Source organism: Escherichia sp. MAL-1 (assembly GCF_052948035.1).
In genome coordinates, this window is record NZ_CM129609.1 from 3,284,279 (window position 1) to 3,308,041 (window position 23,763).

Genomic DNA, 23,763 nt, shown 5'->3' on the forward strand with positions numbered 1-23,763 from the left:
TTTTGTCTGAATGTAGACTATCACGGGAAAACTCTCTGAACAGTTGACGCACATCAATCTAACTTTCATTCGAAAGTATTTTAATGCTTGAACGAAACAGAGAGGCAACTATGATTTTCAATATTCAGCGCTACTCGACCCATGATGGCCCCGGTATCCGCACGGTCGTATTTCTTAAAGGCTGTTCGCTGGGCTGCCGCTGGTGTCAGAACCCGGAAAGCCGCGCCCGCACGCAGGATCTGCTGTATGACGCACGACTGTGTCTGGAAGGCTGCGAGCTGTGCGCTAAGGCCGCGCCGGAAGTGATTGAGCGCGCGCTGAATGGTTTGCTTATTCATCGGGAAAAGTTAACCCCGGAGCATCTGACGGCGTTAACCGACTGCTGTCCGACACAGGCGTTAACCGTGTGTGGTGAAGTGAAAAGCGTTGAGGAGATCATGGCGACCGTTTTGCGCGATAAACCGTTTTACGATCGCAGCGGCGGCGGCTTAACGCTTTCGGGTGGTGAACCCTTTATGCAGCCGGAGATGGCGACGGCGCTACTGCAAGCCAGCCACGAGGCAGGCATTCATACTGCAGTAGAAACCTGTCTGCATGTGCCGTGGAAATATATCGCCCCTTCTCTGCCCTATATCGATCTGTTTCTTGCCGATTTAAAACACGTTGCCGACGCGCCGTTTAAACAGTGGACCGACGGTAACGCCGCCAGAGTGCTGGATAACCTGAAAAAACTCGCCGCAGCGGGCAAAAAAATCATTATCCGCGTGCCGCTGATTCAGGGCTTTAATGCCGACGAAACCTCTGTAAAAGCCATTACCGATTTTGCCGCCGACGAGCTGCACGTTGGCGAAATTCATTTCCTGCCCTACCACACGCTGGGCATCAACAAATATCACTTACTTAATCTGCCCTATGACGCCCCGGAAAAACCGCTTGATGCGCCAGAACTGCTCGATTTTGCCCAGCAGTATGCCTGCCAGAAAGGGTTAACCGCGACCTTACGAGGATAACAACCATGACCACACTGAAACTGGACACGCTCAGCGACCGCATTAAAGCGCACAAAAATGCGCTGGTGCATATTGTGAAACCGCCAGTCTGTACCGAGCGCGCGCAGCACTATACCGAGATGTATCAACAACATCTCGATAAGCCGATCCCGGTACGTCGCGCGCTGGCACTGGCGCATCACCTGGCGAATCGCACTATCTGGATCAAGCACGATGAGTTGATCATTGGCAACCAGGCAAGCGAAGTTCGCGCCGCGCCGATCTTCCCGGAATATACCGTCTCCTGGATCGAAAAAGAGATTGATGATCTGGCAGATCGTCCGGGTGCTGGTTTTGCAGTGAGCGAAGAGAACAAACGTGTTCTGCATGAAGTGTGCCCTTGGTGGCGCGGTCAGACGGTACAGGATCGTTGCTACGGCATGTTTACCGATGAGCAAAAAGGTCTGCTGGCGACCGGAATCATTAAAGCGGAGGGCAATATGACTTCCGGCGATGCGCACCTGGCGGTCAATTTCCCGCTGCTGCTGGAAAAAGGGCTTGATGGTCTGCGCGAGAAAGTGGCGGAACGTCGCTCGCGCATCAACCTGACGGTGCTGGAAGATTTGCACGGCGAGCAGTTCCTGAAAGCGATTGATATCGTGCTGGTGGCAGTCAGTGAACACATTGAACGTTTCGCTGCCCTGGCGCGTGAAATGGCCGCGACCGAAACCCGCGAAAGCCGTCGCGATGAACTGCTGGCGATAGCAGAAAACTGCGATCTTATCGCCCACCAGCCGCCGCAGACTTTCTGGCAGGCGCTGCAACTGTGTTACTTCATCCAGTTGATATTGCAGATCGAATCTAACGGTCACTCGGTATCGTTTGGTCGTATGGACCAGTATCTCTACCCGTACTATCGTCGTGATGTTGAACTGAAACAGACGCTGGATCGCGAACACGCCATCGAATTACTGCATAGCTGCTGGTTGAAATTGCTGGAAGTGAACAAAATCCGCTCCGGCTCGCACTCGAAAGCCTCTGCGGGAAGTCCTCTGTATCAGAACGTCACCATTGGCGGACAAAATCTGGTTGATGGTCAACCAATGGACGCGGTGAATCCACTCTCTTACGCGATCCTTGAGTCCTGCGGCCGTCTGCGTTCGACTCAGCCTAACCTCAGCGTGCGCTACCACGCGGGAATGAGCAACGATTTCCTCGACGCCTGCGTACAGGTGATCCGCTGCGGCTTCGGGATGCCGGCGTTCAACAACGACGAAATCGTGATCCCGGAATTTATTAAACTCGGTATTGAACCGCAGGACGCTTATGACTACGCAGCGATTGGTTGTATAGAAACCGCCGTCGGTGGCAAATGGGGCTATCGCTGTACCGGCATGAGCTTTATCAACTTCGCCCGCGTGATGCTGGCGGCGCTGGAAGGCGGTCGTGATGCCACCAGCGGCAAAGTGTTCCTGCCACAAGAAAAAGCGTTGTCGGCAGGTAACTTCAACAACTTCGATGAAGTGATGGACGCGTGGGATACGCAAATCCGTTACTACACCCGCAAATCAATCGAAATTGAGTATGTCGTTGACACCATGCTGGAGGAGAACGTGCACGATATTCTCTGCTCGGCGCTGGTGGATGACTGTATTGAGCGAGCAAAAAGTATCAAGCAAGGCGGCGCGAAATATGACTGGGTTTCTGGCCTGCAGGTCGGCATTGCCAACCTCGGCAACAGCCTGGCGGCAGTGAAGAAACTGGTGTTTGAACAGGGCGCGATTGGTCAGCAACAGCTGGCTGCCGCACTGGCGGATGACTTCGAAGGCCTGACTCATGAGCAACTGCGTCAGCGGCTGATTAACGGTGCGCCGAAGTACGGCAACGACGATGATACCGTCGATATGCTGCTGGCTCGCGCTTATCAGACCTATATCGACGAACTGAAACAGTACCATAACCCACGCTACGGTCGTGGTCCGGTTGGCGGCAACTATTACGCGGGTACGTCGTCTATCTCCGCTAACGTACCGTTTGGCGCGCAGACTATGGCAACGCCGGACGGACGTAAAGCCCACACCCCGCTGGCAGAAGGCGCAAGCCCGGCCTCCGGTACTGACCATCTCGGCCCTACCGCGGTCATTGGCTCAGTGGGTAAACTGCCTACGGCAGCGATCCTCGGCGGCGTGTTGCTCAACCAGAAACTGAATCCGGCAACGCTGGAGAACGAATCTGACAAGCAGAAACTGATGATCCTGCTGCGTACCTTCTTCGAGGTGCATAAAGGCTGGCATATTCAGTACAACATCGTTTCCCGCGAGACGCTGCTGGAGGCGAAAAAACATCCCGATCAGTATCGCGATCTGGTAGTGCGTGTCGCGGGCTATTCCGCCTTCTTCACCGCGCTCTCTCCTGACGCACAGGACGATATCATCGCCCGTACTGAACATATGCTGTAACCCCCTCAGCCCGGTAACGGTTGTTGCCGGGCGAAAATAATCATCCCATCGATATTATTTTAATCCGAAATAAATTTGTGCTCCGCGTCACATTGTCATTACACTGTGGCGGTTTGCATTCATTGTCAGGAGCACATCTATGAGCGTAAAAGTTATCGTCACAGACATGGACGGTACTTTTCTGAGCGACGCCAAAACGTACAACAATGAGCGTTTTATGGTGCAATATCAGGAACTTAAAAAGCGCGGCATTGAGTTCGTTGTCGCCAGCGGTAATCAGTATTACCAGCTTATTTCGTTCTTTCCTGAGCTAAAGGATGAGATCTCTTTTGTCGCGGAAAACGGCGCGCTGGTTTACGAACATGGCAAGCAACTGTTCCACGGCGAATTAACCCGACATGAATCGCGAATTGTTATTGGCGAATTGCTGAAAGACAAGCAACTCAATTTTGTCGCCTGCGGTTTGCAAAGCGCGTATGTCAGCGAAAACGCCCCCGAAGCATTCGTCGCACTGATGGCAAAACACTACCATCGCCTGAAACCTGTAAAAGATTATCAGGAGATTGACGACGTACTGTTCAAATTTTCGCTCAACCTGCCGGATGAACAAATCCCGTTAGTGATCGACAAACTGCACGTAGCGCTCGATGGCATTATGAAACCCGTCACCAGCGGCTTTGGCTTTATCGACCTGATTATTCCCGGCCTGCATAAAGCGAATGGTATTACGCGGTTACTGAAACGCTGGGATCTGTCACCGCAAAATGTGGTAGCGATTGGCGACAGCGGTAACGATGCGGAGATGCTGAAAATAGCGCGTTATTCCTTTGCGATGGGCAATGCTGCGGAAAACATTAAACAAATCGCCCGTTACGCTACCGGTGATAATAATCATGAAGGCGCGCTGAATGTGATTCAGGCTGTGTTGGATAATAAAGCGCCGTTTACTCTTTAACGAAAGTCGGGGCAATTGCCCCGATTTCTCAATGAACATTACACTCATCTTGTTCAATCAGTTCTGCCACTAATGTGGTTCCAGGCCCCTGTAAGTAATATTCATCGTCAAGGGGATCGCGCAGTTTCATAAACGTTTTTTCACCAACTTGCATAATGTTACTCATCAGATCGAAGGCTGGGAAGTCAATACAGGGCATGCTAACATCTCCACACCTTTAGAAAGGGATACGATAGGTTTTGATCTAACATTATTTGAGGGTTATCAAAATGCATCATCTGGAAAGATATTATTCAGGGAATGAGAATTGGATTGTTTTCTCAAAATTATATGAAGCGTATAAAGACATTGAAAAAGTACAAGGATTAGCAAGGAAATTTAATGATGATTTAATATTAGCAAGTGTCATTTATGGGAGGATTGGTGATGAGTATTATCTTACCTGGATTGAGAATAAAATTCCGGCTCTGGACCATTTAACGCCTTTGGATTGCAATAACGATATATCCCTTATAAACAGATTAAAAGAAATGTTAATGAGAATGCCATAAAGTTAAAACATAATTTAAATTAAAAAATTCAGGATATACATATTATGGAGATTATAGAGCGTTATGGTATATGTAACTGGTATCCTGAACATGGAAGCCATTTAGTCTCGCCTGATCATTTCTTAGAGTTTATCAATTTAAAACCAGCAGGAAAGATATTTAAATGTATAAGTATTGATGATAAATGGTGTTCAGTAATCTATGGCGAGAAAACATTTAAAATCGATCCAGTGATATATCACATCGTGCCGGATTTGAAATTTTATATTGGTCAATCTGTGTGGGTTAAAACAAAGAACAGTGTGGGAACAATTATTGATGTTTTTTGGCATTTTAAAAATGAGATGCCTGTTTATTTTATAAACTTTGAAGGTAAACGCTCATCCAGGCGATATTCAGAGAGTGAGTTGTCTCACCCACATAATATACTTTGAATGTAGCGCGGCCCCACAGAGATTACCTCTGTAGAGCCAGCATAATATTACTCGATCCCTTTACTACGCAGGTAATCTTCATAATTACCGCTAAAGTCGATCACGCGTTCCGGGGTGATTTCCAGAATACGGGTCGCCAGGGAGCTTACAAACTCACGGTCGTGAGAAACAAAGATCAGCGTGCCCTGATACAGTTCCAGTGCCATGTTCAGCGACTCAATGGATTCCATATCCAGGTGGTTGGTCGGTTCGTCCATGATCAGAATGTTCGGCTTCTGCATCATTAACTTACCAAACAGCATCCGCCCTTTTTCCCCACCGGAAAGCACTTTAGCTGGCTTTTTGATGTCGTCCTGGCTGAACAGCAAACGACCGAGAATGCTGCGTACCGCCTGCTCGTCATCGCCTTCCTGCTTCCACTGGCTCATCCATTCGAACACGGTCAGATCATTTTCAAACTCATATTCGTGGTCCTGAGCATAGTAACCAATGCGCGCGTTCTCAGACCATTTTACGGTGCCGCTGTCCGGTTGCAGATCGCCCACCAGCGTTTTCAGCAGCGTTGATTTACCGACGCCGTTGGTACCCAGTACCGCCAGTTTTTCACCCACTTCCAGCAGCAGGTTGAGATTTTTAAACAGCGGACCGTTATCAAACCCTTTGGTCAGACCTTCCACTTCCAGCGCGTTACGGAACAGTTTCTTATCCTGTTCAAAACGGATGAACGGGTTCTGACGGCTGGAGGCTTTCACCTCTTCCAGTTTGATTTTATCAATCTGGCGCGCGCGCGAAGTTGCCTGGCGAGATTTCGAGGCGTTGGCGCTAAAGCGGCTAACGAAAGATTGCAACTCAGCAATCTGCGCTTTCTTCTTGGCGTTATCGGCCAGCAGACGTTCACGCGCCTGGGTCGCCGCCGTCATGTACTCATCGTAGTTACCCGGATAAACGCGCAGCTCGCCGTAATCCAGATCCGCCATGTGGGTACAGACCATGTTAAGGAAGTGACGGTCGTGCGAGATGATGATCATGGTGCTGTCACGCTCGTTCAGCACCTGTTCCAGCCAGCGAATGGTGTCGATGTCGAGGTTGTTGGTCGGTTCGTCGAGCAGGAGAATATCCGGATCAGCAAACAGCGCCTGCGCCAGAAGCACACGCAGCTTCCAGCCAGGAGCAACTTCACTCATCGGGCCGTAGTGCTGTTCCACTGGAATTCCCACGCCAAGCAACAGTTCACCGGCGCGAGCTTCCGCAGAGTAACCGTCCATTTCGCCGTATTTAACTTCCAGATCGGCCACTTTATAGCCGTCTTCTTCACTCATTTCCGGCAAAGCATAGATGCGGTCGCGCTCCTGCTTCACTTCCCACAACTCTTTATGCCCCATGATCACCGTATCCAGCACAGTGAACTCTTCAAAGGCAAACTGATCCTGACGCAGTTTACCAATGCGCTCGTTGGGATCGAGGGAAACGTTACCCAGCGTCGGCTCAAGGTCGCCGCCGAGGATCTTCATAAAGGTGGATTTACCACTACCGTTCGCGCCAATCAGGCCGTAACGGTTGCCGCCGCCAAATTTGACGGAAATGTTTTCAAACAACGGCTTACTGCCGAACTGCATGGTGACGTTACTGGAAACTAACACAGGCGTATCCTGAAAAGAGATATGACAAACCGCGCATTATGCCATAAGTCTGAAAGAAGATCCTGCTCCTCGCTTAAGGTCTACACTCAAGCCAAAGGCAAAAAATGTGATTTCGTACACATCTGATTTCACTGTGAGCTGGAATGAACTTATAATGCGCTTCCAATACTCTAATATTCTCAACCCAATGGCCTGCCAGGCACAAAATCTCGCTTAACATGAATATGAAATTGAAAACATTATTCGCAGCGGCCTTCGCTGTTGTCGGCTTTTGCAGTACCGCCTCTGCGGTAACTTATCCTCTGCCAACCGACGGGAGTCGCCTGGTTGGTCAGAATCAGGTGATCACCATTCCTGAAGGTAACACTCAGCCGCTGGAGTATTTTGCCGCGGAGTACCAGATGGGGCTTTCCAATATGATGGAAGCGAACCCGGGTGTGGATACCTTCCTGCCGAAAGGCGGTACTGTACTGAACATTCCGCAGCAGCTGATCCTGCCGGATACCGTTCATGAAGGCATCGTCATTAACAGTGCAGAGATGCGTCTGTATTACTATCCGAAAGGGACCAACACCGTTATCGTGCTGCCGATCGGCATTGGTCAGTTAGGCAAAGATACGCCTATCAACTGGACCACCAAAGTTGAGCGTAAGAAAGCAGGCCCGACCTGGACGCCGACCGCCAAAATGCACGCAGAGTACCGCGCTGCGGGCGAACCGCTTCCGGCTGTCGTTCCGGCAGGTCCGGATAACCCGATGGGGCTGTATGCACTCTACATCGGTCGCCTGTACGCTATCCATGGCACCAACGCCAACTTCGGTATCGGCCTGCGTGTAAGTCATGGTTGTGTGCGTCTGCGTAACGAAGACATCAAATTCCTGTTCGAGAAAGTACCGGTCGGTACCCGCGTACAGTTTATTGATGAGCCGGTAAAAGCGACCACCGAGCCAGACGGCAGCCGTTATATTGAAGTCCATAACCCGCTGTCTACCACCGAAGCCCAGTTTGAAGGTCAGGAAATTGTGCCAATTACCCTGACGAAGAGCGTGCAAACAGTGACCGGTCAGCCAGATGTTGACCAGGTTGTTCTTGATGAAGCGATTAAAAACCGCTCCGGGATGCCGGTTCGTCTGAATTAATCTTCAAAACTTAAAGCAAAAGGCGGACTCATAATCCGCCTTTTTTATTTGCCAGACCCTAGTTGGCCGGGAGTATAACTAACAAAACATATCCCACCAACGCCGCCCACAACAGCATCGGTATTGAATAGAGATGGAAACGCCACCAGATGCGGCGATCGTTCGCCATACGTAGCGCAATCAAATTTGCCAGCGATCCGGGTAATAACCCAAAGCCACCTACGTTTACCGCCCATACCAGTAATAAAGACGGCGGCACATAGTTCAGCAACAATATGGTACTCGGCACGTTACTGATCACCTGCGATAAACCGATTGCCGTTAACCATAACCCGGGTTCAGATAGATGACTCACGTTACCCAACACGCCTTGCAACGCTGGAAGCTGGGTCAGTAAATGGACGTCGATAAACATCGCCATAAACACCAGCAGCAGCGTCCAGTCCACACTGAGCACCACGCGACGTGCCAGCAGCGCAAAGCCTGCCGCCACAATCACCAGTCCCCACAGCTCTTGTTTGAACTCCAGCGCCGTCAGAAAGACGATATACAGCCCCAGACAACTCCACACCAGCCGCGGTTTCCACTCCGGTGTTTGCACCCCCGTATGGTATTGCAGCGCCTTTCCAGGGAAACAACACCAGCACAGGAGCAGGAGCGTCAGCATCATTGCGCCAGCCAGCGGTGCCATTTGGGCAATAAATCCGGCAAACGAAAGACCAGAACGTCCCCAGATAAGAATATTTTGCGGGTTGCCAATTGGCGTCAGTAGCGAACCAGCGTTGACTGCCAGCGCCTCAAAAATAATCAGCCGATTAACCGGGATCTCACACAGTCTTTTTAGCGTGATAGTCAGCGGAACAACAATAAACAGCGCGACATCGTTGGTCAGAAAGGTAGAAAGCAGCGCCGCCGCCAGCACCATAAACATCGCCAGCCGACGCTCCGTAGCAAAGCGGCGCACCATTTTGCGCCCCAGCACATCAAAATAACCGCTTAACTCCACACCTTTGGTCAGCAGCATCAGGCCGCTTAAGGTGATGATGGTGTGCCAGTCGATAGCAGCAGGCCAGGATTTCGGTGCAAAGGGCACGAAAAAGCTTAATCCGATACCAACAAGAATTAATAACTGAAAAAAACGATCGCCTTGCAGCGTGCGTAAAAAAGGCAGGCTCATTTGGCACCGTGTTTCTGGGTAAACAAACGAAAAGCGTCGAGCGTCTCTTCACTAACATGGTGCTCCATGCCTTCCGCGTCGCGACGGGCGATTTCCGGACTGACGCCCAACACCAACAAGAAATTTTCGACTATCTGATGTCGCTCGCGGCTTTCCTGCGCCAGCTTCTCTCCTTCTGCCGTTAAAAACACGCCACGCCAGGGGATCATTTCAATCAGCCCCATGGTTGCCAGCCGCTTAAGCATTTTAGCCACCGTCGGTTGCGAAACTCCCAGACGAGCAGCCATGTCCACCTGACGAGCTTCCCCCACTTCCCTGATCAAGTCAGAAATCAGCTCAACGTAATCATCAATAAGCTCGCGCCGATGCGCCTCTCTGACCTGGCGGAACCCTTCAACGTGCTCTTCCACGTTCACTAACTGCGTCACTTTTTTTGCTGTTGGCGTACCTGCGCGACGACTCATTGTGCTTCCTCATTATGGTGACGCATACATAGCGTTCTCATTTCGTGCGCACATTGTAAACCAGAGTTGCGAAGGTACAAAAAATTAACGTTTTAGCAATAGCTATATAATATAGCCTGTGCTATATCTGTATGTAATGCAATCATCCCTCAAGGATCGACGGGATTAGCAAGTCAGGAGGTCTTATGAATGAGTTCAAGAGGTGTATGCGCGTGTTTAGTCATTCTCCCTTTAAAGTACGGTTAATGCTGCTCTCTATGTTGTGCGATATGGTCAACAACAAACCGCAGCAAGATAAACCTTCCGATAAATAGCGGCGTCGCGGTACGCCGCTTCACTCCTGCTTTCATGCAGGCATAACGCGTTTTGGTCTGAAAAACCCCACTTTTTGTCGGATTTGCAATCCCCTTCGCAAAAGATTTGTTCGTCAGTAGTTGACCTGAACGGCGGCTCGCTCTATCTTCTTGCAGCCCTGCGTATATTGCGGCTCGCGGATGCGGACCCCTTTCCACTCTTCACGCACTCTTGCAGGTATTGACCCTTGACGCCAGGGTAAGCACATGGCGTTTGTTACGATAGTGGCATATGAATTTAACCCTCAAAGAATCGCTTGTTACCCGTAGCCGGGTATTTAGCCCGTGGACTGCGTTCTACTTTTTACAGTCGCTATTAATTAACCTCGGCTTAGGTTACCCCTTCAGTTTGCTCTACACCGCTGCGTTTACGGCTATTTTGCTTTTGCTATGGCGAACATTGCCTCGCGTACAAAAAGTTCTGGTCGGTGTCAGTTCGCTGGTGGCGGCTTGTTATTTCCCTTTTGCTCAGGCCTACGGCGCGCCTAATTTCAATACATTGCTGGCATTGCACTCCACCAATATGGAAGAGTCGACCGAAATCCTGACGATTTTTCCGTGGTACAGCTACCTGGTCGGCTTATTTATTTTTGCGCTCGGCGTAATAGCAATCAGGCGAAAAAAAGAGAATGAAAAAGCGCGCTGGAATACCTTCGACAGCCTGTGTCTGGTATTCAGTGTGGCGACATTTTTTGTTGCTCCCGTGCAAAACCTGGCCTGGGGTGGCGTATTTAAACTGAAAGATACTGGCTATCCGGTATTTCGTTTTGCTAAGGATGTCATCGTCAATAATAACGAGGTGATTGAAGAGCAAGAACGGATGGCAAAACTTTCCGGAATGAAAGATACCTGGACGGTCACTGCCGTTAAGCCGAAGTATCAGACCTATGTGGTGGTGATCGGTGAAAGCGCGCGTCGCGATGCCCTCGGTGCCTTTGGCGGTCACTGGGACAATACCCCGTTTGCCAGCAGCGTTAACGGTTTGATATTTGCTGACTACATTGCCGCCAGTGGCTCCACGCAGAAATCGCTTGGCTTAACGCTCAATCGCGTTGTCGATGGCAAACCACAGTTTCAGGATAACTTTGTCACCCTGGCAAATCGCGCGGGCTTCCAGACCTGGTGGTTTTCCAACCAGGGTCAAATCGGCGAATACGATACCGCTATCGCCAGCATCGCCAAACGAGCAGATGAAGTGTACTTCCTGAAAGAAGGTAATTTTGAAGCAGATAAAAACACCAAAGACGAAGCGTTACTGGATATGACCGCTCAAGTGCTGGCGCAAGAGCACTCGCAACCGCAGCTGATTGTTCTACATCTGATGGGCTCACATCCGCAGGCCTGCGACAGGACACAAGGAAAATACGAAACCTTTGTGCAATCGAAAGAAACGTCGTGCTATCTCTATACCATGACGCAAACGGACGATTTACTGCGCAAGCTGTACGATCAGTTACGCAACAGCGGCAGCAGCTTCTCGCTGGTTTACTTTTCTGACCACGGTCTGGCCTTTAAAGAGCGCGGTAAAGACGTGCAATACCTTGCCCATGATGATAAATATCAGCAAAATTTCCAGGTGCCTTTTATGGTCATTTCCAGCGACGATAAAGCGCATCGTGTGATTAAAGCCCGCCGCTCAGCCAATGACTTCTTAGGCTTTTTCTCCCAGTGGACGGGGATTAAAGCGAAGGAAATTAACATCAAATACCCGTTTATATCTGAGAAGAAAGCCGGGCCGATATACATCACCAACTTCCAGTTACAGAAGGTGGATTACAACCATCTCGGAACCGATATTTTCGACCCGAAACCTTAAAAACAAAAATCCGCCCCGAGAGGCGGATTTTTTATATCACCAAAGTGATTAGAAGCGGTAACCAACACCGGCAATCCAGGTGCCTACGTCAACGCTACGAATACGGCTCTGCTCGTAAGAGAAGTCCAGAGCAACGTTTTCCATCGGGTTGAACTGCAGACCCGCACCGTAGGAGAAACCGTAGTCGCTGGTGTCGTGTTTGTAGGTCGGGTATTCAGTGGTCTGGAATTTACCATAACCCACACCCACTACACCGTAGATGCTTGCCCAGTCGTTAATGCGGTAAGCCGGACCAGCAGTGATGCCGTAGTACTGGTTTTTGTTGTAGTCACCAGAGCTTGCAGTACGGCTTTTCTCGGTGTAAGTGAAAGAACCGATCACACCCAGCGGGCTGTTGTCTTCTTCATAGCGGTATTTCAGGTTGAAACCGCCCATTTTGTTCATTTGGCCCTGAGCGTCGCTCTGTGCGTAACCGCCAGTTACAGTAGAAGTCGCAGCTACGGAAGTACCTGCGGTGAAAGCCAGAACTGCGGCCAGTGCTGAAAGACATGCAATTTTTTTCATAACCACCTCAAATGTGATTCAAATAAGTCCTAAGTTTTAAATATATCAAAAATTAATGGGAAACTCTTCGCGATTTGTGATGTCTAACGGGCCATTTCATGTAACAGAACGTTTCCATACACCGCTATCCATCTAAATTTAAATCACTTTTTCAGAGAACTGCGTAAGTATTACGCATGTTTTCCCTGTCATTCATCCAGATTATTCCTAATCACCAGGCTAATGATTCCATCAATCCTGGTGCATTTTAGTCAAAACGGGGGAAAATTTTTTCAACAAATGCTCAACCAGCATTGGGTATATCCAGTACACTCCACGCTTTACTTAAGTCTAGATATTTGTGGGAGAAAGGATGCCTGGTTCATTACGTAAAATGCCGGTCTGGTTACCAATAGTCATATTGCTCGTTGCCATGGCGTCTATTCAGGGTGGAGCCTCGTTAGCTAAGTCACTTTTTCCTCTGGTGGGCGCACCGGGTGTCACTGCGCTGCGTCTGGCATTAGGAACGCTGATCCTCATCGCGTTCTTTAAGCCATGGCGACTGCGCTTTGCCAAAGAGCAACGGTTACCGCTGTTGTTTTACGGCGTTTCGCTGGGTGGGATGAATTATCTTTTTTATCTTTCTATTCAGACAGTACCGCTGGGTATTGCGGTGGCGCTGGAGTTCACCGGACCACTGGCGGTGGCGCTGTTCTCTTCTCGTCGCCCGGTAGATTTCGTCTGGGTTGTGCTGGCGGTTCTTGGTCTGTGGTTCCTGCTACCGCTGGGGCAAGACGTTTCCCATGTCGATTTAACCGGCTGTGCGCTGGCACTGGGGGCCGGGGCTTGTTGGGCTATTTACATTTTAAGTGGGCAACGCGCAGGAGCGGAACATGGCCCTGCGACGGTGGCAATTGGTTCGTTGATTGCAGCGTTAATTTTCGTGCCAATTGGAGCGCTTCAGGCTGGTGAAGCACTCTGGCACTGGTCGGTTATTCCATTGGGTCTGGCTGTCGCTATTCTCTCGACCGCTCTGCCTTATTCGCTGGAAATGATTGCCCTCACCCGTTTGCCAACACGGACATTTGGTACGCTGATGAGCATGGAACCGGCGCTGGCTGCCGTTTCCGGGATGATTTTCCTCGGAGAAACACTGACACCCATACAGCTACTGGCGCTCGGCGCTATCATCGCCGCTTCAATGGGGTCTACGCTGACAGTACGCAAAGAGAGCAAAATAAAAGAATTAGACATTAATTAAATTTACATTTCTGCATGGTTATGCATAACCATGCAGAATTTCTCGCTACTTTTCCTCTACACCGTCTTTATATATCGAATTATGCAAAAGCATATTTATTCCGAAAATTCCTGGCGAGCAGATAAATAAGAATTGTTCTTATCAATATATCTAACTCATTGAATCTTTATTAGTTTTGTTTTTCACGCTTGTTACCACTATTAGTGTGATAGGAACAGCCAGAATAGCGGAACACATAGCCGGTGCTATACTTAGTCTCGTTAATTACTGGGACATAACATCAAGAGGATATGAAATTATGAGTACCGCTAAATTAGTTAAATCAAAAGCGACCAATCTGCTTTATACCCGCAACGATGTCTCCGACAGCGAGAAAAAAGCAACAGTAGAGTTGCTGAATCGCCAGGTTATCCAGTTTATTGATCTTTCTTTGATTACCAAACAAGCGCACTGGAACATGCGCGGCGCTAACTTCATTGCCGTACATGAAATGCTGGATGGCTTCCGCACCGCACTGATCGATCATCTGGATACCATGGCAGAACGTGCAGTGCAGCTGGGCGGTGTAGCTCTGGGGACCACTCAAGTTATCAACAGCAAAACCCCGCTGAAAAGTTACCCGCTGGACATCCACAACGTTCAGGATCACCTGAAAGAACTGGCTGACCGTTACGCAATCGTCGCTAATGACGTACGCAAAGCGATTGGCGAAGCGAAAGATGACGACACCGCAGATATCCTGACCGCCGCGTCTCGCGACCTGGATAAATTCCTGTGGTTTATCGAGTCTAACATCGAATAAATCCATCGCTGATGGTGCAGAACTTTAGTACCCGATAAAAGCGGCTTCCTGACAGGAGGCCGTTTTGTTTTGCAGCCCACCTCAACGCACTTATTTAGTGCATCCATCTGCTATCTCCAGCTGATTAAGTAAATTTTTTGTATCCACATCATCACACAATCGTTACATAAAGATTGTTTTTTCATCAGGTTTTACGCTAAATAATCACTGTGTTGAGTGCACAATTTTAGCGCACCAGATTGGTGCCCCAGAATGGTGCATCTTCAGGGTATTGCCCTATAAATCGTGCATCACGTTTTTGCCGCATCTCGAAAAATCAAGGAGTTGCAAAACTGGCACGATTTTTTCATATATGTGAATGTCACGCAGGGGATCGTCCCGTGGATAGAAAAAAGGAAATGCTATGAAGTCTGTATTAAAAGTTTCACTGGCTGCACTGACCCTGGCTTTTGCGGTTTCTTCTCATGCCGCGGATAAAAAATTAGTTGTCGCGACGGATACCGCCTTCGTTCCGTTTGAATTTAAACAGGGCGATAAATATGTGGGCTTTGACGTTGATCTGTGGGCTGCCATCGCTAAAGAGCTGAAGCTGGATTACGAACTGAAGCCGATGGATTTCAGTGGGATCATTCCGGCACTGCAAACCAAAAACGTCGATCTGGCGCTGGCGGGCATTACCATCACCGACGAGCGTAAAAAAGCGATCGATTTCTCTGACGGCTACTACAAAAGCGGCCTGTTAGTGATGGTGAAAGCTAACAATAACGATGTGAAAAGCGTGAAAGATCTCGACGGGAAAGTGGTTGCTGTGAAGAGCGGTACTGGCTCCGTTGATTACGCGAAAGCAAACATCAAAACTAAAGATCTGCGTCAGTTCCCGAACATCGATAACGCCTATATGGAACTGGGCACCAACCGCGCAGACGCCGTTCTGCACGATACGCCAAACATTCTGTACTTCATCAAAACCGCCGGTAACGGTCAGTTCAAAGCGGTAGGTGACTCTCTGGAAGCGCAGCAATACGGTATTGCGTTCCCGAAAGGTAGCGACGAGCTGCGTGACAAAGTCAACGGCGCGTTGAAAACCCTGCGCGAGAACGGAACTTACAACGAAATCTACAAAAAATGGTTCGGTACTGAACCGAAATAATAACGCTACACCTGTAAAACGCACTGGCAGTTCCCTCTCCCCTATGGGGAGAGGATTAGGGTGAGGGGCGCAAACCCGCTCCGGGGCCATTAATTACCCTGAATTTGATTATTTACACCACGGTAACAGGAACAACATATGCAGTTTGACTGGAGTGCCATCTGGCCTGCCATTCCGCTTCTGATTGAAGGTGCCAAAATGACCCTGTGGATTTCGGTCCTCGGTCTGGCAGGCGGTCTGGTAATCGGATTGCTGGCAGGTTTTGCACGCACCTTCGGAGGTTGGATAGCCAACCACGTCGCGCTGGTCTTTATTGAAGTGATCCGCGGCACACCTATCGTCGTCCAGGTGATGTTTATTTATTTCGCCCTGCCGATGGCGTTTAACGACTTACGCATCGACCCATTTACTGCGGCGGTGGTCACCATCATGATCAACTCCGGCGCGTATATTGCGGAAATCACGCGTGGTGCGGTGCTGTCTATCCACAAAGGTTTTCGTGAAGCAGGACTGGCGCTCGGTCTTTCACGTTGGGAAACCATTCGCTACGTCATTTTACCGCTGGCACTGCGTCGTATGCTGCCGCCGCTGGGTAACCAGTGGATCATCAGCATTAAAGACACCTCGCTGTTTATTGTGATCGGCGTGGCGGAACTGACCCGTCAGGGGCAAGAAATTATTGCCGGTAACTTCCGCGCCCTTGAGATCTGGAGCGCCGTGGCGGTGTTCTATCTGATTATTACCCTGGTGCTGAGCTTTATTCTGCGTCGTCTGGAAAGAAGGATGAAAATCCTGTGATTGAATTTAAAAACGTCTCCAAGCACTTTGGCCCAACCCAGGTGCTGCACAATATCGATTTGAACATTGCCCAGGGCGAAGTCGTGGTGATTATCGGGCCGTCCGGTTCCGGTAAATCGACCCTGCTGCGCTGCATCAACAAACTGGAAGAAATCACCTCCGGCGATCTGATTGTCGATGGCCTGAAGGTTAACGATCCGAAAGTTGACGAGCGCCTGATTCGCCAGGAAGCAGGTATGGTGTTCCAGCAGTTTTACCTCTTCCCGCATCTGACGGCGCTGGAAAACGTCATGTTTGGCCCGCTACGCGTGCGTGGCGCGAACAAAGAAGAGGCGGAAAAACTGGCACGTGAGCTGCTGGCGAAAGTCGGTCTGGCAGAACGTGCACATCACTACCCTTCCGAACTTTCTGGTGGTCAACAGCAGCGTGTGGCGATTGCCCGCGCGCTGGCGGTGAAGCCGAAAATGATGCTGTTTGATGAACCGACTTCCGCTCTTGACCCGGAACTGCGCCATGAAGTGCTGAAGGTTATGCAGGATCTGGCTGAAGAAGGGATGACGATGGTGATCGTGACCCACGAAATCGGTTTTGCCGAGAAAGTAGCTTCGCGGCTGATCTTTATCGACAAAGGCCGGATTGCGGAAGATGGCAATCCGCAGGTGTTGATCAAGAACCCGCCGAGCCAGCGCTTGCAGGAATTTTTGCAGCACGTCTCTTAATAAGACACATTGCCTGATGCGCTACGCTTATCAGGCCTACAGGATATCTGGCAACTTATTAAAATTGCATGAACTTGTAGGACGGATAAGGCGTTCACGCCGCATCCGGCAAAAAAGCCCGCACGTTGTCAGCAACCTGCTTAATATCCCTTCCTCCCTTTCACCCGAAAGGGAGGCACACCAGATTCCTCTCATTTAAAATCGCCCCTCCTCCAGCATCTATACTTATCTTTTTGCTCTATTTTCTCACTGGAGGAGTCATGCGGTGGATCCTGTTCATCCTCTTCTGCCTGCTGGGCGCACCTGCCCACGCGGTATCCATACCCGGCGTTACAACCACAACGACAACGGACTCAACGACTGAACCGGCCCCGGAACCGGATATCGAACAAAAAAAAGCGGCCTATGGCGCACTGGCGGATGTGCTGGATAATGACACCTCGCGTAAAGAGTTGATCGACCAGTTGCGCACCGTTGCCGCTACGCCCCCTGCTGAACCGGTACCAAAAATAGTGCCGCCGACGCTGGTCGAAGAGCAAACCGTGCTGCAAAAGGTCACCGAAGTCAGCCGCCATTATGGTGAAGCCCTTTCCGCCCGCTTCGGGCAACTTTATCGCAATATCACCGGCTCCCCGCATAAGCCGTTTAATCCACAAACCTTCAGCAATGCGCTGACCCATTTTTCAATGTTAGCGGTATTAGTGTTTGGTTTTTACTGGCTGATTCGCCTGTGCGCACTGCCGCTGTATCGCAAAATGGGTCAGTGGGCGCGGCAAAAAAATCGTGAGCGCAGCAACTGGTTGCAGCTTCCGGCGATGATTATCGGGGCGTTTATTATCGACCTGCTGTTACTGGCCCTGACATTATTTGTCGGCCAGGTATTAAGCGACAACCTGAATGCAGGCAGTCGCACCATCGCTTTCCAACAAAGTTTGTTTCTCAACGCCTTTGCCCTCATTGAATTTTTCAAAGCCGTACTACGCCTGATTTTTTGCCCAAACGTGGCGGAGCTGCGCCCGTTCACGATTCAGGACGAGAGCGCCCGTTACTGGAGTCGTCGCCTGAGCTGGTTAAGCAGTTTGATAGGTTATGGCCTGATTGTGGCCGTGCCGATTATCTCTAATCAGGTGAATGTACAGATAGGTGCGCTGGCGAACGTCATCATTATGCTGTGCATGACCGTCTGGGCGTTGTACCTGATCTTTCGTAATAAAAAAGAGATTACCCAGCATTTGCTCAACTTCGCGGAGCATTCGCTGGCCTTTTTCAGCCTGTTTATCCGCGCCTTTGCGCTGGTGTGGCACTGGCTGGCAAGCGCCTATTTTATCGTGCTGTTTTTCTTTTCGTTGTTCGATCCGGGCAACAGCCTGAAATTTATGATGGGTGCAACGGTGCGCAGCCTGGCGATTATTGGTATCGCAGCGTTTGTTTCCGGTATGTTTTCCCGCTGGCTGGCGAAAACCATCACTCTCTCGCCACATACTCAGCGTAACTATCCGGAGCTGCAAAAACGGTTGAATGGCTGGCTGTCGGCGGCGCTGAAAACGGCGCGTATTCTGACAGTCTGCGTGGCGGTAATGTTGCTGTTGAGCGCATGGGGATTGTTCGATTTCTGGAACTGGCTGCAAAACGGCGCGGGGCAGAAAACCGTAGATATCCTGATCCGTATCGCACTCATTCTTTTCTTCTCGGCGGTTGGCTGGACGGTGCTCGCCAGTTTGATCGAAAACCGGCTGGCTTCGGATATTCATGGCCGCCCGCTACCCAGCGCCCGCACGCGTACCCTGCTTACGCTGTTTCGTAACGCGCTGGCGGTGATTATCAGTACCATCACCATCATGATTGTGTTGTCGGAAATCGGCGTCAATATCGCGCCATTGCTGGCAGGTGCCGGGGCATTAGGTCTGGCTATCTCGTTTGGTTCGCAAACGCTGGTGAAAGATATTATCACCGGGGTATTTATTCAGTTTGAAAACGGCATGAACACTGGAGATTTGGTGACTATCGGGCCGTTGACCGGCACAGTGGAACGGATGTCGATTCGCTCCGTGGGCGTACGCCAGGATACCGGGGCGTATCACATCATTCCGTGGTCTTCGATAACCACCTTTGCTAACTTTGTCCGCGGCATTGGTTCGGTGGTGGCAAATTATGATGTTGATCGCCATGAAGATGCTGATAAAGCCAATCAGGCACTGAAAGATGCGGTAGCGGAATTAATGGAAAACGAAGAAATTCGCGGGCTGATTATTGGTGAACCGAATTTTGCCGGGATTGTCGGCTTAAGCAATACCGCGTTTACACTGCGTGTTTCGTTCACCACGCTGCCACTCAAACAGTGGACGGTACGCTTTGCCCTCGACAGCCAGGTGAAAAAACATTTCGACCTGGCGGGCGTTCGCGCGCCAGTGCAGACTTATCAGGTGCTGCCTGCTCCGGGCGCGACCCCGGCTGAACCGTTACCGCCGGGGGAACCAACGCTTTAACGCTGGCGATTGACAAAACGGCGGCGCTGCTCGTCGTTCATAAAGGTCCAGGCAATAAAGCGACTCTGCTTTTGCCCCTGGGCCATCTCTTTTTTAACCACCTTCACCGCGCCCACGTCCGTCAGGGCACGATACAACGGCGGTAAGTTTTCACCACGAGATACCAGTGATGTAAACCACATCACCTGCTTCGCGAAGCCTTTGCTCTCTTCAATCATCTTTTTGATAAAGGTGACTTCACCGCCTTCACACCACAACTCCTGTTGCTGGCCGCCAAAGTTCAGTGCATCGTCTTTGTTCAGCCCCAGGTTACGGCGTTTACGCTCACTACCTGCCCGTGCCGCAGCGGCGGAATCGTGGAATGGCGGGTTACACAAGGTCGCGTCGTATTGCTCGTTTTTATGGATGATGCCGTTAAAAATCGCCCCACTCTCTTTTTGCCGACGCAGACGAATGGCGCGGTTAAGCCCCGGATTAGAACTGATAATCGCCTGCGCACTGCTTAACGCCTGGCTGCTGGTTTCACTACCGGTAAAACGCCAGCCATATTCATGTACGCCAATCAGCGGATAAATACAGTTCGCACCAACGCCGATATCCAGAATGCTGGCATTCGCTGGAATTGTTCCGCTTGCTTCTGCCAGTAAATCGGCAAGGTGATGAATATAATCCGCCCGGCCCGGTACTGGTGGGCAGAGAAAACCGTCGGGGATATCCCAGTTCGCTACGGCGTAAAAATGGGCCAGCAACGCCTTATTGAGCGCCTTCACCGCCAGCGGATTGGCAAAGTCTACGCTTTGCTCCCCGGCGGGTGTAAGCGTGAGGAATTGCCTGAGTTCAGGATTGACCTGACAAAGCGTGGCGAGATCGTAGCGGCTGTGATGACGGTTGCGCGGATGCAACCCCGGTTTCTGGGCGGACATAGCATTCTCCTTTAAGCAGCGGCGTAAGATACCCGCATAACGCGACAGGGTAAATATCTGGCTGCGTTTATCATTCCCCAAAACCTTAACATGGCTATGGTTTATGGCAATTCATCATAAAAATCAGCATTATGCATGTCATTGATTTGTCTTATTTTGTAAAATTATATCGTTCAAAAAATAAGCACATCTCTGTCAATTTTTTGCGTCATTTGCATCGCGCAGGCGACCTACACTTATCAGGCACTACCCGTTGTATTTATGAGGATGTCATTATGAAAAAGTGCCTCACACTACTGATTGCCACCGTCCTGAGCGGAATCTCTCTCACGGCTTATGCCGCGCAACCGATGAGTAACCTGGACAGCGGTCAGCTACGGCCCGCCGGTACCGTTTCGGCAACTGGCGCATCAAACCTAAGCGATCTGGAGGATAAACTGGCAGAAAAAGCGCGCGAACAAGGCGCGAAAGGTTATGTCATTAATTCCGCAGGCGGAAATGACCAGATGTTCGGTACTGCAACCATCTACAAATAACCCCACCAACGTAACTGCATTCGCCTCTGGATGCAGTTTTCGTCTGTTTTGTAATCAAAAAACATCAAATATGAACTCAATGTAAATAAATGTATTTCTTTTTCGCGCAATGGGTGATAGAAAATCGCTCCAAGTGATAATGCTTATCAAAATTATTATCACTTTCACGAGCACTATCACGGGATTAACAGTGGCATCGCATCCGCAGAGATGCTTTCTCGTGGCAGTGAAAATTTCAACATATAAGAAAAAGTCACCTGCAAAATGGAAAACAATCGCAATTTCCCTGCCAGACAATTTCATTCGCTCACGTTCTTTGCCGGTCTTTGTATTGGCATCACGCCTGTGGCTCAGGCACTCGCCGCCGAAGGGCAAACTAACGCGGATGACACGCTGGTTGTCGAAGCATCAACGCCTTCGCTTTATGCGCCACAACAATCTGCCGATCCGAAATTCTCGCGTCCGGTAGCGGATACTACCCGCACGATGACGGTAATTTCTGAACAAGTGATTAAAGATCAGGGCGCAACCAACCTTACCGACGCGCTCAAAAACGTCCCCGGCGTGGGTGCGTTTTTTGCGGGTGAGAACGGTAACTCCACCACTGGCGACGCCATTTATATGCGTGGTGCCGATACCTCTAACAGTATTTATATTGATGGCATTCGCGATATCGGCAGCGTCTCGCGCGACACCTTCAATACCGAGCAGGTCGAAGTGATTAAAGGGCCGTCCGGCACCGACTACGGGCGCAGCGCACCGACAGGCTCGATCAATATGATCAGCAAGCAGCCGCGCAATGATTCCGGCATTGACGCCTCCGCCAGTATTGGCAGCGCCTGGTTCCGCCGCGGCACGCTGGACGTCAATCAGGTCATTGGTGATACCACCGCGGTGCGCCTGAATGTAATGGGCGAAAAAACGCACGATGCCGGACGCGACAAAGTCAAAAATGAGCGTTACGGCGTCGCCCCTTCTGTCGCTTTTGGCCTTGGTACAGCGAATCGTTTGTATCTTAATTATCTGCATGTCACCCAGCACAACACGCCAGACGGCGGCATTCCGACCATCGGTTTGCCGGGCTATTCTGCCCCATCTGCGGGAACGGCGGCCCTGAATCATTCCGGAAAAGTTGATACTCATAACTTTTACGGCACGGATTCCGATTACGACGATTCGACCACCGACACCGCCACCATGCGTTTTGAGCACGACATCAACGATAACACCACCATTCGCAATACTACCCGTTGGTCGCGCGTAAAGCAGGATTACCTGATGACGGCGATTATGGGCGGGGCGTCGAATATTACTCAGCCCACCAGCGATGTGAATAGCTGGACCTGGTCACGCACGGCGAATACCAAAGATGTGAGTAATAAAATTCTCACCAACCAGACCAACCTGACCTCGACGTTCTATACCGGTTCTATCGGTCATGATGTCAGTACCGGCGTGGAATTTACCCGTGAAACGCAGACTAACTACGGCGTTAATCCGGTGACGTTACCCGCGGTAAATATTTATCATCCTGACAGCAGCATTCATCCCGGCGGCCTGACGCGCAACGGCGCAAACGCCAATGGTCAGACGGATACCTTCGCAATTTACGCCTTTGATACGCTGCAAATCACCCGTGATTTTGAGCTGAACGGCGGGATCCGTCTGGATAATTATCATACTGAATATGACAGTGCCACCGCCTGCGGCGGCAGCGGACGCGGTGCCATCACCTGCCCAACTGGTGTGGCAAAAGGTTCTCCGGTCACCACCGTCGACACCGCCAAGTCGGGCAATCTGATGAACTGGAAAGCCGGGGCGCTGTATCACCTGACGGAAAACGGCAATGTCTATATTAACTATGCCGTTTCCCAGCAGCCTCCGGGCGGCAACAACTTCGCCCTTGCGCAGTCTGGCAGCGGTAACAGTGCCAACCGCACCGATTTTAAACCGCAAAAAGCCAACACCAGCGAGATTGGCACCAAATGGCAGGTTCTGGATAAACGTCTGTTGCTCACCGCCGCGCTGTTCCGCACTGATATCGAAAATGAAGTTGAGCAAAATGATGACGGAACTTACTCGCAATACGGTAAGAAACGCGTCGAAGGCTATGAGATATCCGTGGCCGGGAATATCACTCCCGCGTGGCAGGTGATTGGCGGCTATACCCAGCAAAAAGCAACCATCAAAAACGGCAAAGATGTTGCCCAGGATGGTTCCTCATCGCTGCCGTATACCCCGGAGCACGCCTTCACCTTATGGAGCCAATATCAGGCAACCGACGATATCTCTGTTGGCGCGGGCGCACGCTATATCGGCAGTATGCATAAAGGTTCAGACGGCGCGGTGGGAACGCCAGCGTTTACCGAAGGTTACTGGGTCGCCGATGCCAAACTGGGGTATCGAGTTAATCGCAATCTCGACTTCCAGCTAAACGTTTACAACCTGTTTGATACCGATTACGTCGCCTCAATCAACAAGAGCGGCTACCGTTATCACCCGGGCGAGCCAAGAACCTTCTTGCTCACAGCCAATATGCATTTCTGAATCAGATGTGGGGCGCAGGCC

General features: G+C 50.5%; 22 protein-coding genes and 1 pseudogene. 16 read left to right on the forward strand and 7 right to left on the reverse strand.

Features of this window, described 5'->3' with window-relative positions; genetic code table 11:
- Positions 1–110 precede the first annotated feature (110 nt).
- The 3 genes from ACU8XX_RS16415 to ybiV all read left to right on the forward strand — a co-directional run bounded on the left by ACU8XX_RS16415 (position 111) and on the right by ybiV (position 4,403).
- On the forward strand, positions 111–1,010 hold the full coding sequence (locus tag ACU8XX_RS16415) for a glycyl-radical enzyme activating protein (RefSeq protein ID WP_001338400.1): 900 nt from the start codon (positions 111–113) through the stop codon (positions 1,008–1,010).
- Positions 1,011–1,015: 5 nt separating this feature from the next.
- Complete coding sequence (locus ACU8XX_RS16420; protein ID WP_000209325.1) at positions 1,016–3,448, forward strand: glycyl radical protein; 2,433 nt, start codon at positions 1,016–1,018, stop codon at positions 3,446–3,448.
- Positions 3,449–3,587: 139 nt separating this feature from the next.
- Positions 3,588–4,403: a sugar-phosphatase YbiV gene (gene ybiV, locus ACU8XX_RS16425; RefSeq protein WP_000114293.1), complete on the forward strand. Its 816-nt coding sequence runs from the start codon at positions 3,588–3,590 to the stop codon at positions 4,401–4,403.
- A 28-nt stretch (positions 4,404–4,431) separates the two neighbouring features.
- Here the strand turns inward: ybiV and ACU8XX_RS16430 are convergent.
- A pseudogene (locus ACU8XX_RS16430) lies at positions 4,432–4,557 on the reverse strand (hypothetical protein); the annotation flags it as partial.
- 115 nt (positions 4,558–4,672) lie between these two features.
- On the opposite strand from ACU8XX_RS16430, the gene ACU8XX_RS16435 reads away from it, so the two are divergent.
- Both ACU8XX_RS16435 and ACU8XX_RS16440 read left to right on the forward strand, forming a co-directional pair.
- A complete protein-coding gene (locus tag ACU8XX_RS16435) occupies positions 4,673–4,954 on the forward strand; it encodes a hypothetical protein (RefSeq protein WP_000546456.1) in 282 nt (93 codons plus the stop codon).
- A 44-nt stretch (positions 4,955–4,998) separates the two neighbouring features.
- Positions 4,999–5,388, forward strand: coding sequence for a DUF6960 family protein (locus ACU8XX_RS16440; RefSeq protein WP_000402513.1), 390 nt, complete (start codon positions 4,999–5,001; stop codon positions 5,386–5,388).
- A gap of 47 nt (positions 5,389–5,435) precedes the next feature.
- Here the strand turns inward: ACU8XX_RS16440 and ACU8XX_RS16445 are convergent, their stop codons facing one another.
- Positions 5,436–7,028, reverse strand: coding sequence for an ABC-F family ATPase (locus ACU8XX_RS16445; RefSeq protein ID WP_000961458.1), 1,593 nt, complete (start codon positions 7,026–7,028; stop codon positions 5,436–5,438).
- Between the two features lie 218 nt (positions 7,029–7,246).
- On the opposite strand from ACU8XX_RS16445, the gene ldtB reads away from it, so the two are divergent.
- Positions 7,247–8,167: a L,D-transpeptidase gene (ldtB, locus tag ACU8XX_RS16450; protein ID WP_001056384.1), complete on the forward strand. Its 921-nt coding sequence runs from the start codon at positions 7,247–7,249 to the stop codon at positions 8,165–8,167.
- A gap of 58 nt (positions 8,168–8,225) precedes the next feature.
- Here the strand turns inward: ldtB and ACU8XX_RS16455 are convergent, their stop codons facing one another.
- Both ACU8XX_RS16455 and mntR read right to left on the reverse strand, forming a co-directional pair.
- Positions 8,226–9,344, reverse strand: a complete 1,119-nt coding sequence (locus tag ACU8XX_RS16455; protein WP_000056442.1) for an anion transporter — start codon at positions 9,342–9,344, stop codon at positions 8,226–8,228.
- Positions 9,341–9,808 carry a manganese-binding transcriptional regulator MntR gene (gene mntR / locus ACU8XX_RS16460; protein WP_000091016.1) on the reverse strand — a complete coding sequence of 156 codons (468 nt, stop codon included), beginning with the start codon at positions 9,806–9,808 and terminating at the stop codon, positions 9,341–9,343. The genes ACU8XX_RS16455 and mntR overlap by 4 nt, the downstream gene beginning before the upstream one ends.
- A 185-nt stretch (positions 9,809–9,993) precedes the next feature.
- Between mntR and mntS the strand changes: the two genes are divergently transcribed.
- Both mntS and opgE read left to right on the forward strand, forming a co-directional pair.
- The gene (gene mntS / locus ACU8XX_RS16465; protein WP_001001761.1) at positions 9,994–10,122 is read left to right on the forward strand and encodes a manganase accumulation protein MntS; all 129 of its coding nucleotides are present in this window, start codon (positions 9,994–9,996) and stop codon (positions 10,120–10,122) included.
- 271 nt (positions 10,123–10,393) lie between these two features.
- Positions 10,394–11,977, forward strand: a complete 1,584-nt coding sequence (gene opgE, locus ACU8XX_RS16470) for a phosphoethanolamine transferase (RefSeq protein ID WP_001054678.1) — start codon at positions 10,394–10,396, stop codon at positions 11,975–11,977.
- A gap of 48 nt (positions 11,978–12,025) precedes the next feature.
- Here the strand turns inward: opgE and ompX are convergent, their stop codons facing one another.
- Together ompX and ACU8XX_RS16480 are read right to left on the reverse strand one after the other, a co-directional pair.
- Entirely contained in the window at positions 12,026–12,541 is a 516-nt protein-coding gene (ompX, locus tag ACU8XX_RS16475) for an outer membrane protein OmpX (RefSeq protein WP_001295296.1), read from the reverse strand.
- 52 nt (positions 12,542–12,593) lie between these two features.
- The gene (locus ACU8XX_RS16480) at positions 12,594–12,659 is read right to left on the reverse strand and encodes a protein YliM (RefSeq protein WP_120795379.1); all 66 of its coding nucleotides are present in this window, start codon (positions 12,657–12,659) and stop codon (positions 12,594–12,596) included.
- Positions 12,660–12,893: 234 nt separating this feature from the next.
- Here ACU8XX_RS16480 and rhtA point away from each other — a divergent pair, with 234 nt between their 5' ends.
- The 6 genes from rhtA (at position 12,894) to ybiO (ending at position 19,736) form a co-directional block, all read left to right on the forward strand.
- Positions 12,894–13,781, forward strand: coding sequence for a threonine/homoserine exporter RhtA (rhtA, locus tag ACU8XX_RS16485; RefSeq protein WP_001295297.1), 888 nt, complete (start codon positions 12,894–12,896; stop codon positions 13,779–13,781).
- 298 nt (positions 13,782–14,079) lie between these two features.
- Complete coding sequence (gene dps, locus ACU8XX_RS16490; RefSeq protein ID WP_000100800.1) at positions 14,080–14,583, forward strand: DNA starvation/stationary phase protection protein Dps; 504 nt, start codon at positions 14,080–14,082, stop codon at positions 14,581–14,583.
- A gap of 403 nt (positions 14,584–14,986) precedes the next feature.
- Complete coding sequence (gene glnH / locus ACU8XX_RS16495; protein WP_000843866.1) at positions 14,987–15,733, forward strand: glutamine ABC transporter substrate-binding protein GlnH; 747 nt, start codon at positions 14,987–14,989, stop codon at positions 15,731–15,733.
- A 138-nt stretch (positions 15,734–15,871) separates the two neighbouring features.
- On the forward strand, positions 15,872–16,531 hold the full coding sequence (gene glnP, locus ACU8XX_RS16500) for a glutamine ABC transporter permease GlnP (RefSeq protein WP_001159065.1): 660 nt from the start codon (positions 15,872–15,874) through the stop codon (positions 16,529–16,531).
- Positions 16,528–17,250 (forward strand): glutamine ABC transporter ATP-binding protein GlnQ, encoded by a 723-nt coding sequence (glnQ, locus tag ACU8XX_RS16505; RefSeq protein ID WP_000569083.1) that lies wholly within the window; start codon positions 16,528–16,530, stop codon positions 17,248–17,250. Before glnP ends, glnQ begins: the two co-directional genes overlap by 4 nt.
- Positions 17,251–17,510: 260 nt before the next feature.
- Positions 17,511–19,736 (forward strand): mechanosensitive channel protein, encoded by a 2,226-nt coding sequence (ybiO, locus tag ACU8XX_RS16510; RefSeq protein WP_001267253.1) that lies wholly within the window; start codon positions 17,511–17,513, stop codon positions 19,734–19,736.
- Here the strand turns inward: ybiO and rlmF are convergent.
- A complete protein-coding gene (rlmF, locus tag ACU8XX_RS16515) occupies positions 19,733–20,659 on the reverse strand; it encodes a 23S rRNA (adenine(1618)-N(6))-methyltransferase RlmF (protein WP_001295299.1) in 927 nt (308 codons plus the stop codon). The genes ybiO and rlmF overlap by 4 nt on opposite strands.
- 275 nt (positions 20,660–20,934) lie before the next feature.
- Between rlmF and mcbA the strand changes: the two genes are divergently transcribed.
- Positions 20,935–21,195 carry a DUF1471 family periplasmic protein McbA gene (gene mcbA / locus ACU8XX_RS16520; RefSeq protein ID WP_000710619.1) on the forward strand — a complete coding sequence of 87 codons (261 nt, stop codon included), beginning with the start codon at positions 20,935–20,937 and terminating at the stop codon, positions 21,193–21,195.
- A gap of 264 nt (positions 21,196–21,459) precedes the next feature.
- On the forward strand, positions 21,460–23,742 hold the full coding sequence (locus tag ACU8XX_RS16525; RefSeq protein ID WP_000430057.1) for a catecholate siderophore receptor Fiu: 2,283 nt from the start codon (positions 21,460–21,462) through the stop codon (positions 23,740–23,742).
- The last annotated feature ends 21 nt before the right edge of the window (positions 23,743–23,763 follow it).

Excerpts from the sequence above, each read along its gene's own strand:
- ACU8XX_RS16415 (WP_001338400.1), top strand. The coding sequence starts at position 111 with ATGATTTTCAATATTCAGCGCTACTCGACCCATGATGGCCCCGGTATC.
- ACU8XX_RS16420 (WP_000209325.1), top strand. The coding sequence starts at position 1,016 with ATGACCACACTGAAACTGGACACGCTCAGCGACCGCATTAAAGCGCAC.
- ybiV (WP_000114293.1), top strand. The coding sequence starts at position 3,588 with ATGAGCGTAAAAGTTATCGTCACAGACATGGACGGTACTTTTCTGAGC.
- ACU8XX_RS16435 (WP_000546456.1), top strand. The coding sequence starts at position 4,673 with ATGCATCATCTGGAAAGATATTATTCAGGGAATGAGAATTGGATTGTT.
- ACU8XX_RS16440 (WP_000402513.1), top strand. The coding sequence starts at position 4,999 with ATGGAGATTATAGAGCGTTATGGTATATGTAACTGGTATCCTGAACAT.
- ldtB (WP_001056384.1), top strand. The coding sequence starts at position 7,247 with ATGAATATGAAATTGAAAACATTATTCGCAGCGGCCTTCGCTGTTGTC.
- ACU8XX_RS16455 (WP_000056442.1), bottom strand. The coding sequence starts at position 9,344 with ATGAGCCTGCCTTTTTTACGCACGCTGCAAGGCGATCGTTTTTTTCAG.
- mntR (WP_000091016.1), bottom strand. The coding sequence starts at position 9,808 with ATGAGTCGTCGCGCAGGTACGCCAACAGCAAAAAAAGTGACGCAGTTA.
- mntS (WP_001001761.1), top strand. The coding sequence starts at position 9,994 with ATGAATGAGTTCAAGAGGTGTATGCGCGTGTTTAGTCATTCTCCCTTT.
- opgE (WP_001054678.1), top strand. The coding sequence starts at position 10,394 with ATGAATTTAACCCTCAAAGAATCGCTTGTTACCCGTAGCCGGGTATTT.
- ompX (WP_001295296.1), bottom strand. The coding sequence starts at position 12,541 with ATGAAAAAAATTGCATGTCTTTCAGCACTGGCCGCAGTTCTGGCTTTC.
- rhtA (WP_001295297.1), top strand. The coding sequence starts at position 12,894 with ATGCCTGGTTCATTACGTAAAATGCCGGTCTGGTTACCAATAGTCATA.
- dps (WP_000100800.1), top strand. The coding sequence starts at position 14,080 with ATGAGTACCGCTAAATTAGTTAAATCAAAAGCGACCAATCTGCTTTAT.
- glnH (WP_000843866.1), top strand. The coding sequence starts at position 14,987 with ATGAAGTCTGTATTAAAAGTTTCACTGGCTGCACTGACCCTGGCTTTT.
- glnP (WP_001159065.1), top strand. The coding sequence starts at position 15,872 with ATGCAGTTTGACTGGAGTGCCATCTGGCCTGCCATTCCGCTTCTGATT.
- ybiO (WP_001267253.1), top strand. The coding sequence starts at position 17,511 with ATGCGGTGGATCCTGTTCATCCTCTTCTGCCTGCTGGGCGCACCTGCC.
- rlmF (WP_001295299.1), bottom strand. The coding sequence starts at position 20,659 with ATGTCCGCCCAGAAACCGGGGTTGCATCCGCGCAACCGTCATCACAGC.
- mcbA (WP_000710619.1), top strand. The coding sequence starts at position 20,935 with ATGAAAAAGTGCCTCACACTACTGATTGCCACCGTCCTGAGCGGAATC.
- ACU8XX_RS16525 (WP_000430057.1), top strand. The coding sequence starts at position 21,460 with ATGGAAAACAATCGCAATTTCCCTGCCAGACAATTTCATTCGCTCACG.